This window comes from Bowmanella yangjiangensis (assembly GCF_018531185.1).
Classification (GTDB): Bacteria; Pseudomonadota; Gammaproteobacteria; order Enterobacterales; family Alteromonadaceae; genus Bowmanella; species Bowmanella yangjiangensis.
Genome location: NZ_JAHDJU010000003.1, coordinates 486,474 through 499,126, shown reverse-complemented (window position 1 = coordinate 499,126; position 12,653 = coordinate 486,474). Strand labels below are relative to the sequence as shown.

The 12,653-nt window shown below is 47.8% G+C and carries 12 protein-coding genes and 1 tRNA gene; 7 read left to right on the top strand and 6 right to left on the bottom strand.

Translation table 11 applies throughout. The annotated features are described in order from the left end of the window. Positions 1-44: 44 nt before the first annotated feature. Entirely contained in the window at positions 45-824 is a 780-nt protein-coding gene (gene gloB, locus KJY73_RS17875; protein WP_232848721.1) for a hydroxyacylglutathione hydrolase, read from the bottom strand. Between the two features lie 97 nt (positions 825-921). Between gloB and KJY73_RS17870 the strand changes: the two genes are divergently transcribed. Beyond that, a complete protein-coding gene (locus KJY73_RS17870; protein ID WP_214345045.1) occupies positions 922-1,644 on the top strand; it encodes a class I SAM-dependent methyltransferase in 723 nt (240 codons plus the stop codon). 27 nt (positions 1,645-1,671) lie between these two features. Here the strand turns inward: KJY73_RS17870 and metG are convergent, their stop codons facing one another. Next, entirely contained in the window at positions 1,672-3,702 is a 2,031-nt protein-coding gene (gene metG / locus KJY73_RS17865) for a methionine--tRNA ligase (RefSeq protein ID WP_214345044.1), read from the bottom strand. A gap of 108 nt (positions 3,703-3,810) precedes the next feature. Between metG and apbC the strand changes: the two genes are divergently transcribed. From apbC to KJY73_RS17850, 3 genes are all read left to right on the top strand, one after another. Further along, the gene (gene apbC, locus KJY73_RS17860; RefSeq protein WP_232848720.1) at positions 3,811-4,875 is read left to right on the top strand and encodes an iron-sulfur cluster carrier protein ApbC; all 1,065 of its coding nucleotides are present in this window, start codon (positions 3,811-3,813) and stop codon (positions 4,873-4,875) included. Positions 4,876-4,960: 85 nt separating this feature from the next. Further along, on the top strand, positions 4,961-5,554 hold the full coding sequence (dcd, locus tag KJY73_RS17855; RefSeq protein WP_214345043.1) for a dCTP deaminase: 594 nt from the start codon (positions 4,961-4,963) through the stop codon (positions 5,552-5,554). A 127-nt stretch (positions 5,555-5,681) separates the two neighbouring features. Further along, positions 5,682-5,758, top strand: a tRNA-Pro gene (locus KJY73_RS17850). A 284-nt stretch (positions 5,759-6,042) separates the two neighbouring features. Here the strand turns inward: KJY73_RS17850 and KJY73_RS17845 are convergent. Then, positions 6,043-6,474, bottom strand: a complete 432-nt coding sequence (locus tag KJY73_RS17845) for a hypothetical protein (RefSeq protein WP_214345042.1) — start codon at positions 6,472-6,474, stop codon at positions 6,043-6,045. 168 nt (positions 6,475-6,642) lie between these two features. Here KJY73_RS17845 and KJY73_RS17840 point away from each other — a divergent pair, with 168 nt between their 5' ends. The 3 genes from KJY73_RS17840 (at position 6,643) to KJY73_RS17830 (ending at position 10,567) form a co-directional block, all read left to right on the top strand. Next, the gene (locus tag KJY73_RS17840) at positions 6,643-7,560 is read left to right on the top strand and encodes a hypothetical protein (RefSeq protein ID WP_214345041.1); all 918 of its coding nucleotides are present in this window, start codon (positions 6,643-6,645) and stop codon (positions 7,558-7,560) included. A gap of 119 nt (positions 7,561-7,679) precedes the next feature. Next, positions 7,680-8,723 (top strand): hypothetical protein, encoded by a 1,044-nt coding sequence (locus tag KJY73_RS17835; RefSeq protein ID WP_214345040.1) that lies wholly within the window; start codon positions 7,680-7,682, stop codon positions 8,721-8,723. After that, positions 8,720-10,567, top strand: a complete 1,848-nt coding sequence (locus KJY73_RS17830; protein ID WP_214345039.1) for a hypothetical protein — start codon at positions 8,720-8,722, stop codon at positions 10,565-10,567. Before KJY73_RS17835 ends, KJY73_RS17830 begins: the two co-directional genes overlap by 4 nt. Positions 10,568-10,575: 8 nt before the next feature. On the opposite strand, the gene KJY73_RS17825 is transcribed toward KJY73_RS17830, so the two are convergent. The 3 genes from KJY73_RS17825 to KJY73_RS17815 are packed head-to-tail and all read right to left on the bottom strand — an operon-like array spanning position 10,576 to position 12,628. Further along, on the bottom strand, positions 10,576-10,983 hold the full coding sequence (locus tag KJY73_RS17825) for a hypothetical protein (RefSeq protein WP_214345038.1): 408 nt from the start codon (positions 10,981-10,983) through the stop codon (positions 10,576-10,578). 55 nt (positions 10,984-11,038) lie between these two features. Continuing rightward, the gene (locus tag KJY73_RS17820) at positions 11,039-11,653 is read right to left on the bottom strand and encodes a hypothetical protein (protein ID WP_214345037.1); all 615 of its coding nucleotides are present in this window, start codon (positions 11,651-11,653) and stop codon (positions 11,039-11,041) included. Between the two features lie 51 nt (positions 11,654-11,704). Continuing rightward, positions 11,705-12,628: a LysR family transcriptional regulator gene (locus tag KJY73_RS17815; RefSeq protein WP_214345036.1), complete on the bottom strand. Its 924-nt coding sequence runs from the start codon at positions 12,626-12,628 to the stop codon at positions 11,705-11,707. Positions 12,629-12,653: the final 25 nt, after the last annotated feature.

Sequence of the window (12,653 nt, the reverse complement as noted above, 5' to 3'; positions counted from 1 at the left end):
TGAGCTACCGTTTATGGCGGTAGATAGTGCTGCCATTGTAAGGCTTAAAAATGATCTTTCCAGCCCCGTAAACCGGCAAATACGTCCTCTGGGGAGTTGGCTTTTATACCCTGGTATTGTTCAACTTGTGAGCGAACCTGCTTACTGTCACAGCGTAAAAAGGGGTTAATGGCTCTTTCAAGGCCAATACTGCTGGGCAGCGTAGGCTTATTACCAAGACGCTGGGTATCCACCCAGACGCTGTAGTCCTTAAGGGCTTGATTATCTGGCTCAGCCGCTAGCGCAAAGCGCAAATTAGCCTGGGTATATTCGTGGGTGCAATAGACCTTAGTATCATCAGGTAGCTCTGCCAATTGGGTCAATGAGGCAAACATCTGCGCAGGGGTCCCTTCAAATAATCGTCCACAGCCCCCACTGAACAACGTATCCCCACAGAACAGACCAACCTGAGGGTGATAAAAGGCGATATGGTCCAGGGTGTGGCCGGGTAACAACATGACCTCAAAATCCAGCTCAAAGGCCTTGATAGTGCAGGTGTTATCCGGGCTAACATAATGATTAACCAGCGGTACACGTTGCGATTGCAAGCCATGGATGGTCACATCCGGATAAGCTGCTATCAGGGCTTTTAATCCGCCGATATGATCAGCATGGTGGTGGGTGATCAGAATATCGGTCAGATGCAGTTGTCGCTCCTGTAAAAAAGCCAGAGCAGGCGCCGCTTCTCCCGGGTCAACCAGCAAGGCGTGCTGCGCTGAATGCACGCACCAGATGTAGTTATCGGTAAAAGCAGGAATGGCAGAAACGGTCAGCATCAACGACATCTCTCACATAAAAATCACAACGGATAACAGCGTAACAGCTATGCAATAAAACTGGTATGCTAGGAGCCTAAGACAGCCAAATAGCCTGACGGTTCCTATGAAGCCGGCTCTGATCAGCAAAAAGCCCCGCTATCCTTCCACCTGGCAAGATTTGCCCAGTGGTTTGCTATTGCAGCAAGTGGTGGCCGAGCGTTTGCTGGAGCCCAGCCGTCATTGGTTTGGTTACCACTTGCTTAAAGTCGGGCAATTAAGTGCGGCCATTGATTTACCTGATTGCCCCATTAAGCATCAAGTTTCAATACATAATGGTCTGGGCAAAGCGCCGGGAATAACCGCGAAAACCCGCCAGTTGCCTGTTATGGAACGCTGTATTGATGCCTGCATTCTGGCCTTTGAGCTGGATTTTGCCCAGGATCCGCATCAAATACTGCGTGAAGTTAATAGGGTGATGATGCCGGATGGGCATCTGGCCCTGATTGGCTTTAATCCGCTAAGTCTGGCTGGGCTTGCCAAATATATACCGCTGCGTGCCGACAGCCTGCTACATGATGCCCGTTGCTTTTCCATGATGCGTATTAAGGATTGGATGAACCTGCTGGGCTTTGAAATTGTTGAGGAGCGCTGCCTGCTGCACACCGAACTATTGTTTGACCGTCAGGTCAATCCTGACAATAAGTTTCAGCAGTGGGCCAGTCATTATTGCCGCTGGTTCGGTTCGGTATACATTCTGATTGGTAAAAAGCGAGAGATTCCGCTTTCTTTGCAAAAGCCTAAGTGGTCACCTAAACCGGCCTTTATTGCCAAGCAGGCCAATATATAAAAAAAGCGCCCGAGGGCGCTTTTTTACTTATTTCACTTTCATACCCGGCTGGGCACCTTCGTGCGGCTCTAAGATCCACAGGTCTTTACCACCTGGGCCTGCTGCCAGCACCATGCCTTCAGATAAGCCAAAGCGCATCTTACGTGGGGCCAGGTTGGCTACCATCACCGTCAGCTTGCCTTCCAGATCTTCAGGCTGATAAGCCGACTTGATACCGGCAAATACTTGGCGGGTTTCGCCGCCCAAATCCAGCTGCAAACGCAATAACTTATCTGCGCCTTCTACATGCTCAGCCTTGGCAATTTTGGCGATACGCAGGTCAACCTTGGCAAAATCATCGAATTCGATGGTGGCGGCAATAGGGTCTTTTGCCAGCGGGCTGTCTGGCGCGGGGCCGGCTGTTTTGGCTTGCAGGTTTTCTTTAGAGGCTTCGATCACGGCATTTACCTTGTCGGTTTCAACACGTTGCATCAGTGCTTTAAAGGCATTGATGTTGTGGTCTGTCAGAACACGCTGGGCTGAGGTCCAATCCAACTGGTCGTTTAAGAACAGCTCGGCCTGCTCGGCCAGCTTGGGCAGTACCGGCTTCAAGTACACCATCAGGATGCGGAATAAATTGATCCCCAGTGAACAAATCTGCTGAGTCAGCAGTTGTTTGTCTTCATCCTTAATAGTTACCCAGGGGGCTTGCGCATCAATATATTGGTTGGCTTTATCGGCCAGGGCCATGATCTCGCGGATAGCACGGTTGTACTGGCGCTTTTCATAGGCCTGGGCAATAGACTCACTGGCATTTTGGAACTCGGCAATCAGCGCCGGTTCCGGCAGTTCGGCGGCCAGCTTGCCGTCGAACTTTTTGCTGATAAAGCTGGCGCAGCGGCTGGCGATATTGACTACCTTACCCACCAGATCCGAGTTGACCTTAGTCACAAAGTCCTCGAAATTCAGGTCGATGTCAGTTACCCCTTCGTTCAGTTTGCTGGCGAAGTAGTAACGCAGATACTCAGGGTTTAAATGATCCAGGTAGGTGCGGCCTTTGATAAAGGTGCCGCGGGACTTGGACATTTTGGCGCCGTTGACGGTCACAAAACCATGCACGTTAACACCGGTTGGCTTGCGGAAACCCGCACCTTCCAACATGGCCGGCCAGAACAGGCAATGGAAGTAGGTAATGTCCTTGCCGATAAAGTGATACAACTCGGTGTCGGTGCCTTTGTTCCAGAAGCTGTCAAAGTCCACGCCATTGGCGTCACAGAAATTTTTAAAGCTGGCCATGTAGCCAACCGGCGCATCTACCCATACGTAGAAGTATTTGCCGGGTGCATCGGGAATTTCAAAGCCAAAGTAGGGCGCATCACGGCTGATGTCCCACTGCTGCAGGCCGTCTTCAAACCACTCTTGTAGTTTGTTGGCCATTTCTTCCTGAATGGCACCGCTTTTCAGCCAGTCTTTGAGCATGCCTTCAAATTGCGGCAGGTCGAAGAAATAGTGCTCGGAGTCTTTCAGCACCGGCGTCGCGCCGGATACCACAGAGCGTGGATTCTTCACTTCAGTAGGGCTGTAAGTGGCGCTACAGACATCGCAGCTATCGCCGTTTTGATCTTCGGCGCCGCAGCTCGGGCAGGTGCCTTTGATAAAACGGTCCGGCAGGAACATCTGTTTTTCCGGGTCGTATAGCTGGCTGATGGTGCGTTTGCTAATATAGCCTGCATCGTTAAGGCGGCGATAAATCAGCTCGGACAGTTCACGGTTTTCCGGCGAGTGAGTGATATAGTAGTTGTCGTACTCCACGTGAAAATCCTGCAGATCCTGATGATGCTCTGCACGGGTTTGCTCCACCATTTGCTCTGGGCTGATACCCAGTTCCTGGGCTTTGAGCATAACCGGGGTGCCGTGGGCATCGTCGGCGCACACGCTGTAGCACTGATGGCCGCGCATTCGCTGAAAACGGGTCCAGATATCCGTTTGAATATGTTCCAGCAGGTGGCCCAGGTGAATGGAGCCATTTGCATAGGGAAGGGCACTGGTAACCAGAATTTTACGTTGCGAATCTGCCATAACCGCCTTAAGAATCGTAATAGAGGGTGGAGTTTGAAAAGAGGCAAATGTTACCCAAATCTGCGCCCTAATCATAGTTCTCTGTAAGTTGTAGCAAGGAGTTCGCCGTTGTTTTTTAAAAAACGCCATGCTGGCACTGATATTTCTTCCTTTATTGCTTGTGTTGCACGCTTTTTCTCATTGCCCGAGCAAAAGGTCAGTGGCTGGTTTATGCCTGAAAACGGCGGTTTGGTTCTAACCCTGCCGTTTGCCTGCCTGTCACAGCATCAAGCGCTGAGTCTGGCCCTGCAAAAGCTGGATGGGGGAGATAAGATCCAGATCCGTCAGAGCATTGCTTTTGGCGGTGATGCCAAACGCGGTCACAGATCCATTCGAAACTTACTGGCGGTGGCGTCGGGGAAAGGTGGGGTAGGTAAGTCCACCACTACAATCAATCTGGCCATGGCGCTGGTAGCTGAGGGGGCCAGGGTCGGTATTCTGGATGCTGATATTTATGGCCCTTCCATTCCCATTATGCTGGGGAATGCCGGTGAGCATCCCGAGTCCAGTGACAACCGCCATATGCAGCCGCTTCGGGCCCATGGGCTGGTGGCTAACAGTATCGGCTATCTGGTGCCTGCCGACGATGCAGCAGTATGGCGCGGCCCCATGGCCAGCAAAGCCTTGCAGCAGTTATTGAATGAGACCTTATGGCCACAGCTGGATTATCTGCTGATTGATATGCCGCCCGGTACCGGTGATATTCAGCTAACCCTGGCGCAGCAGGTGCCGGTATCCGGTGCGCTGGTGGTGACCACCCCACAAAATATTGCCCTGGCCGATGCGCAAAAGGCCATAGCCATGTTTAACAAGGTCAAGGTGCCGGTATTGGGAGTGCTGGAGAATATGAGCTATCACCAGTGCGAGAACTGTGGGCATAAGGAATTTTTGTTTGCCCAGGGGGGCGGCGAGCGCATCAGTGGGCAGAACAAGGTGCCGCTACTTGGGCATATCCCGCTGGATATCCATATTCGCGAATACACTGATGCCGGCAAAGCCCTTATTGTGGATAAGCCTCAAAGTGCCATCAGCCAGGCTTATGGGGCGGCGGCCCGGCAATTGGCTAAACAGTTGTATATCAGTGGCCAGGATAAGGCGCAGGCCATTGATATCAGCATAAAAGAAGCTGATTAAAAGCATTGAATCTAAACGGGGGCACAGGAATAATGACGGCCTCACACTTTTGTGCCCCGATTTCACCTGCCAACCGAGAATCACCATGCGTTTATGCGATAAAGACATCAAAACCTGGCTTAATGAAGGCAAGATCCAGATTCAGCCTATGCCTGAGGACAATATGATCAGCGGGGTAACCGTGGATATTCGTCTGGGCAATAAGTTTCGGGTATTTGAAGATCACGCTGCACCTTATATTGACCTAAGCGGCCGTCGCGAAGAAATGGAAGCGGCGTTGGAATCGGTGATGAGTGACGAGATTGAAATCGCCGAAGGCAAAGCCTTCTTTTTACATCCGGGTGAACTGGCCCTGGCGGTTACCCTGGAATCGGTAACCTTACCGGCCAACGTGGTAGGCTGGCTGGATGGTCGTTCGTCTTTGGCACGCTTGGGCCTGATGGTGCATGTGACGGCGCACCGTATTGACCCTGGCTGGTCTGGTAATATCGTGCTGGAGTTTTTTAACAGCGGTAAGTTGCCACTGGCCTTGCGTCCTAATATGAAAATTGGAGCGCTAAGTTTTGAAGTGTTGTCTGATTTTGCGGAGAAACCCTATAACGCCCGTCAGGATGCCAAATACAAAGATCAGAAGGGCGCTACAGCCAGCCGTATCAGCTCCGACAGCAGTCGCAGTTGAGCCCAGGCGCACCTAAAATTGCACACAGCTTGCCCAGGCTGCACAGATAATCGGCAAACAAACTTTTTTCTGTCATCTGGGCATTGCAAAGCCAGGTAAAATAAGTAAACTTTGCAGCCTCTTCAGTCGGCGTGTAGCGCAGCTTGGTAGCGCACTGTCATGGGGTGTCAGGGGTCGGAGGTTCAAATCCTCTCACGCCGACCATTTTCTCTCTTTCTGATGCCCACAGAATCTTAAATCTTCCTTAGCTTTCAACGAACCTGCGACATAAGCGCGTTAGCGGTTACCGTCGGAGTTCACCAATGCGTCTGGAACGCATTGGAACAGCTTCAGCTGGCCCGAAGGGCGGAGGACAGGAGTCCGGAGTAATTCCTCTCACGCCGACCATTTTCTCTCTTTCTGATGCCCACAGAATCTTAAATCATCCCTAGCTTTAAACGAACCAACAAAATAGGCGTTGGCGTTGATATTTAGCCCTCAACATTGAGCTATTTATCTTTATGCAGTTGATATAGTGCATCCTCAACCGTGCGTTGATATGCAGAAAGTTCAAACCAATAGGTTTGCATTTCAGAGTAGTCCCTCTCTGGCCAGCCGCCGAAACGCCAGAAAACCCAGCCGTCGCGATTAAATACATCGGCGGTAAAGAAAGAACATTCAACCTGCCCACAGCTGCAACCTAACAGTATGATCGAGGCTTTTCCCTCTTTAAGGCTCTGTAACCAGTTGGCCTGCGAATAGTATTGAACATCGGCTTGGTGTAAAAACACGTCATTGAATGGCGAAAACTGCTGTTGTTTTTCATAGTCTGCTACCAGGTCGGTAAGCCGCCTGCCGTTTATCGTTACACAAAGTCTGGTTTTAGCCACTTGCCCTTTCTTCGCCTGTTCGGTTTCCCAATTCAGTGCAAGCTGGTCCACATTCATCGCCCTTTAATTTGACTGCAAGGTAGCTTTATAAGCTAAGTAAGCTGTATTTGTCAGTCAGTTTGTTGGATATGACATTCTGCGGGGTAGGTTAAAAGTGTTGGTAATTTGCACAAATTTTCCTTAACTTACCGTTAGTTAACCTTGAGTCATGGGTCGTTGATGAGACCACTTTTTCGTGTACTTAAGCCTTGGGCAACCGCCAGGCTAATGCTTGTCGCTATTTTAATGGCACATCTGATTGCCTATGGTAGTAGCCATGAGTCCTCACCAAGCTATCGACTCAATGAGATCACAAACCATAGCAAACTCCTTGAAATACTTGATTACGCCTGCCAACAGCGACAGCCCCATCGTGCGAGTTTATTTATTATGTTTGCACCGCCGGAAACGCTTTGGGCAAACCAAGCTTACCGCTGTGGTGACAATAAGGTTTTTGAATTTTCTGAGCGAAGGCCACCCATAGGCTTACCCGTAGGGCTGTTTGACCAAGCTGATGAAGCTTGGTTACTAGAGGCTTATCGTTTGATTCAGCAAGGTACCTATTCCTTGATGGGAGAGTGGATCCGCCCTAAAAATCCCCGAGACATTAGTTTTCTGCACCGTGCTTTTGCCAAGTATCCTTATATAACTGCAAGGTTGATGGCCACAGCCCCCGCCCCGCATGTTGGTGAGGTTTGGCAAGGGCTTTATCAGCATATGGACCGCGTGTTGAAAGCATCTCAGTCACTGGACGATAAGCGTTTGCTTGCCTTTGCTATGGCGCGCGATGGTCGAGTGCAACAAGCATTAGCGATAATTGAGGAGCTGCTTGGGCAAGGGGATCAGACGAGTTTGTATCTGTTGCCTTATGTGACGCTGGATGTCCCTCAAGCTATTGACGATGAAATGGCTGACACCACTGAGCCGCTTTTGGGCTATCAGGTGTTAGCCATGCTTGAAAACTATGTTTATCAGCAGAATTACCCGGCGGGTTTTTGTCAGTGGGCACTAGGTTTAACGCCAGGCCCGCTGGCCGATTATGTTGCCACTGTGCTGGGGAATATTCAGGACAATTTGCGTTGTAAAGTTGGCAAGTAAATGCAGGATGTCGCCCATTTTCGGTATTTTATTGTTTATTCATGGTAAAAGCTTTTGAGTGATAGTGACGTTAATTCACATATGTCCAGAGACATTTGAAGTAGGTAAGGAAGTTTATTTTGAAAGCTGCAACAATTTTTTGGTTGATTATTGGCTTTTTGTCGTATTTTTTTACTGCGCCTATTGGCTTATTTTGTATTTTTATTCTGAGTACCTTTGCTGCCTTAGTTACAGTAGGTACCATAATTGAGGAATATTCTGAAGAGCTGGGTTTATCTCAGGTCTTAATCTATTTTTTCTTCATTAATCAGTGGCTTGGCTATAAAGGTAATCAATACTTGGGTTGGTTGTTTCTGGCTGGCAGCTTGGCTTTAATTATAAAATCTATATATTCCTTTTCTTATATATCCGATACAGATAACACCAGAATCTCTTCAGCATCACAAGGTGTGGTTAAAGCATTGCTGATTTTAGCAACCTGTGCGGTGTTTTTGTATGTGGTCAACGAAAAATCTATCAAGAGAATGACGGATACCTTTTCGCTATCCGAGACAAAGCAAAAAATGCTTATTGCCGAGCATAGAAAATTTGTCAGCCTGATAAATTATATCCCTGCACAGGCCGTTGAAATTGCCGAATCATTTGTCAGTGAAATCCGAGCGGAAGTGGTGGCTGCCAGTGGCCAAAATAAAAATGATGTCACAGCGCTGCAGCGCTGCGCTAAAAGCGATCTGAAAAACTTAGGTAGCTATAGCATTCCCAGTGGTACGGCAGTGCCGAAATTCGTTCGTTATGTTTTCCTGACGGAAAAAGAAAAAAATATACAAAAGTCCATTTACAATAAAGTAAAAACAACAAAGGGAAGTGATAAGGCCAATATGCAGGCTGCTGCCTATGCCTTTTCTCAGGAGCATTATAAGGTTGCCCTTTATTTTATGGATAAGTCCCGTGAACTTGATGAAATGCCAGAGTTAAATTCGGCGTTTTATTACTTTTACGCTCTGAGTGCACTTCGCGCTTCTGAAACGATACGAATGAAAGAAGATAAAGCAAATTGGCTGAAAAGAGCGGAAAGTTTTGCAAGTTATTATCTGACTCTGGAAGGTAAATGTGGGCGATATTCATCCGATGCGAAGAAAATTATAGATGGAGTGGCATTATGAGCAAGTTTTTACTCGCGGTGCTTGTTTATAGTTGTGTAATTGCCAGTGCGCTTGCCAACGACTCTTTAGACAAAAAGCTGAATCACCGCATTGAAACCGATGTACTGAAATTTCGTAATGTAAACGTACCTTTTCCTGCCTCAATGTTGGATGGCTATGAAGGCGACGCTGAGCCCAATGGCATGGCTGTGGTAGATATTGATGCCAAACTGGCAATTTATACTTTAGCCGGTGAGCCGGTTGTATATTGCCTGGCGACCTGGGCCTTTAAGAGTGCAAAGACTGCCGTTAACACCATATACGGGAAGAATGCCAGCAACACCGCTTATCCGCGCTTGCCACAAGAGGTTGAAAATAAAATAAGCCTGTATCGATTGAAATTGAAATTCCATACTGAGCTTACCTCTGGAAATTATATTGAGTGCGATCCGGGGGTAATGGGCAAGTCGGCGAGTAAGGATATAAGTTTTAATGTTCCAGATAGCCCAGCGTGGGATGCAGTATTTTTAAATAACAGTCTTTCAGGGCATTTGAGTGGCTCTGAAGCTAAAAGTTATTATCTCAGGTTGCTAAAACAGGGGGGAATTAGCGTAAATGCTATCAGCGAAGTGCTTGAGGCTGAGATAAATCTTTTCCCAGCGGGGAATTGGCTAAACCAGCAAAAAATACAGGCGATAGAAGATATAGAACTTGCCCCTGCTACGAACAAAAATCAAAGCGATGAGGCAATATGGCGCCAATTTGATGCTAGTCATCAGCAGCGTAAGTTGGACGAAACAGAAGAAAATGAAGCGTTTTTTGCAGAGCGCATCGCCGAGGTACAGGATGAATTATCGTCGTTAAGTGCCTTAAACAATGCTTGTGATAAGTTTGAACCTGCCAGCGGATTCAATGGGATGCAGGGTGCGATTAGTAGCCTGGCGCCCTGTTTATCCCAGCGTTTGCCTAAGTCGTACCTATTGTATAAATCCGTTAATTTTAGTGCAGCCTTAAGCCAATCATTTTCGTTGGTAGATATGTATCTTGCCAGTGAATTTGTTATTTTTTCTGGTAGAAATAAAAATGATAATTTCATTTTTAACTTGGATGGTAAGCCACTACGTAATCAAGCTTCTGTATTAGTGAATGAAGGTATCGAACATTATAAAGACTCAAGTTCCAGTAAGGGTATGAGTTTTTTTCATTCTGGCTTTAATTCTAGATATGCAGTTTTTAATAGAAGCTGGATAGGTCGGTCAAAAAATGTAGTAATACTTGATTCTGGCGGGAGTAAACTGTTTTCTATAGATAATCATCATGATATTCAACGAATTGCTGATATCGAAAAATTAAAAAACGAGGTGCTTTATACTAGTGTTTTTTTTGATAAAGCAAAAAATATTTATTTATCTAGGTCTATATCTCATTGGCGGGATGGGAAAGTAGAAGTTTATAGCCAATATTCTGCTGATGGAAAGTTTGTGAAGGATATCAGTGAAGATGAATATCATAGCCAGCGGAGAATGGTGGAATCGGCCAAATTAAGGTGGAAATGGGAAAAAAACACTAAAAAACCAACCTTGAAGATTCAACAGGCTGATAAATCTGCTCTGATTGACTTCTCCAGCCTGGACTTCTGTACCATGCTATTCGGAGAAGGAGAGGAACAGTCTATAGTGATAGGCCAATTCAGGCTAGATGGTGGTTGTTCTTCTCGTTATTATCTTATGGAAGTTTATATCAATCCTGACACCTATGAGTTAATTATGTTGTCGGGAGCTGTAGAGGGAGGCGGTTATGAAAATTATCAAGATACGCGACATTTTGGCGATGTTCATTTGTACCGATTTAAGCCGGTTTTTTAGTCACCCATTCAGTTTGGCGTTTCCTGAATGCGACAAAAATGGCCTAGTTTAAACCGGACCTGTTGCTGAAAATAACTCACCGTGGCGCTGGCATAGCCCGCTTCATCCATGCTGTTGCTGCGCCATTGTGTTTTCAGCGCGTCCAGTTCCGTTTGCACTCTGGTGAAGTACATCTCACTGGATTCGGTGGCTGGCCAAACACATATTTGCTGCACCTGCGCAATGGCTTGCGCAACCAAATACCCAGTGTTGCCCCAATGCCACCCCTGCTGTTGCATCTGTTGTGCCTTGCGGCGCTGGCGTTTAAATTCCCGGGCAAGTTGTGTTTGGTAGGTGCGTTGTCGAATGGATAAAACTGGGCTGCAATAGGCCCTGTCCAACCCCAACCAGGATGACAGCCACTCTGTAATCACCATCGGCTATTCTCTGTATTACTCAAGATGGGCATATTTAGACGAGTGCCTAAATTGGCTATTGATTGACCCAGTCCAGATAGGACATGGACACCTCTTCAATAATATCGACTCGTAGCGCTTGCATATCCAGCAACACCAGGGCATTGCGTCCCCACCAACTGCAATCAGCGATGCAAAGGATGGCCTCAACCTGATTGTTGCCGACTAGTGATAAATCAAACATAGGCGTAAAGTTTTTGCTTGATACCCCTGCATGATAGAAGCGGTACCAAGTACCGTGCTGATAAAATAGCCCGACGCCAAACCGCTCCCAGGTTGAAACATCATATATCAGGTTAATCAGCTTCCCCGCTGGCAGATTAATCTCCTCGATGGAAAAATCTTCTGCTTGCTGCATCTGGGAGATTAACTGCGTGAAGGCGTGGGGATCCTGAAGCGGAAGTAACGCAAAGTGATTGGGTTGAGATGGGCTGTATATCAATCCCGAAGGCGTCAGCTCGTCTGTCTTCATAATGCTGTCAGACAGTCTCTGCCATAAGGTTTCTGCCTGACCGGGCTGGGCTTTAACGCTAAGCGGCTCAGTTTGAGCAACTGCGCCAGGAAGCTGCAATAACGCGATCAGCAATAAAAAGTTAATCACATTTATACTCACTTTATAAATCAAGACCATAACCAGGCACCAGTATTCCCTGGGCCAACTGGGCTGTTAGCGAAACATAGGTCAGCCGGACGGAGGGCTTTGCAAGGCGCTAACACTATCTTTGAGCCTTGGTGCAGCAAAGTCCAGAAAACTGCGCATTTTTAGCGGCATGATACCGCGGGAAGCATGCAGTAAATGTATAGGCAGGGGGGATGGCTCATATTCCGGCAGAATTATCTGCACCTGACCTTTTGCAATGGCATCGGCGGCTTGATAGTGCAACAGTCGGGTAATCCCCACTTGGCGTATAGCGGCGCAAAGGGCAGCATCACTATTAGTGACGGAAAGTCTTGCTTGAATAGCTAATTCCAGCGAATTAGAGCTACCGGGCTGCTTAAAGCGCCAGGTTGTTGCATTGCGGTTGGTATCTTGGGTGACGCAAGGTAATTCTAGTAAATCTTCAGGGTGGCTGAGCGCAGGTATGTTTGATAGAAGTGCCGGGCTTACGCAGGTGATGACTCGTACGCTACCGACCTGGGTGGCGACCATAGTGCTGTCGGGCAACCGGCCGATTCTAACCGCCATATCCACATGTTCTTCGATTAAGTCCAGGTTATGGTCTGCCAGCAATAAGCGGATCCTGATCTCAGGATAGTTGGCCAGAAACTCACTGATAACCGGCAGCACATGTAAGCGGCCAAACATTTGTGGGGCGGTGATCACCAGCTCTCCTTTAGGCTGAGTATATTCACCACCGGCCTGGCGCTCTGCTTCTTCAACCTGTTCAAGAATTCGCTTAGACGCTGCTACATAGTGAATTCCAGCTTCAGTCAGACTGAGTTTTCGGGTTGTTCGGACAAGCAGGCGAGCGCCTAGTTGCTTTTCCAGGTCTGACACTTTGCGACTTAAGGTGGCAAGCGGCACCCCCAGGGCTTTGCTGGCGGCAGAAAAACTGCCGGTCTCTGTGACTTTAACCAGCATGGCCATAGCGTTAAGACGGTCCATTTTTATTCCATTATTCGGAAATATT

Excerpts from the sequence above, each read along its gene's own strand:
- KJY73_RS17825 (WP_214345038.1), bottom strand. The coding sequence starts at position 10,983 with ATGGTGATTACAGAGTGGCTGTCATCCTGGTTGGGGTTGGACAGGGCC.
- metG (WP_214345044.1), bottom strand. The coding sequence starts at position 3,702 with ATGGCAGATTCGCAACGTAAAATTCTGGTTACCAGTGCCCTTCCCTAT.
- gloB (WP_232848721.1), bottom strand. The coding sequence starts at position 824 with ATGTCGTTGATGCTGACCGTTTCTGCCATTCCTGCTTTTACCGATAAC.
- KJY73_RS17830 (WP_214345039.1), top strand. The coding sequence starts at position 8,720 with ATGAGCAAGTTTTTACTCGCGGTGCTTGTTTATAGTTGTGTAATTGCC.
- KJY73_RS17820 (WP_214345037.1), bottom strand. The coding sequence starts at position 11,653 with ATGGTCTTGATTTATAAAGTGAGTATAAATGTGATTAACTTTTTATTG.
- KJY73_RS17870 (WP_214345045.1), top strand. The coding sequence starts at position 922 with ATGAAGCCGGCTCTGATCAGCAAAAAGCCCCGCTATCCTTCCACCTGG.
- dcd (WP_214345043.1), top strand. The coding sequence starts at position 4,961 with ATGCGTTTATGCGATAAAGACATCAAAACCTGGCTTAATGAAGGCAAG.
- KJY73_RS17815 (WP_214345036.1), bottom strand. The coding sequence starts at position 12,628 with ATGGACCGTCTTAACGCTATGGCCATGCTGGTTAAAGTCACAGAGACC.
- KJY73_RS17840 (WP_214345041.1), top strand. The coding sequence starts at position 6,643 with ATGAGACCACTTTTTCGTGTACTTAAGCCTTGGGCAACCGCCAGGCTA.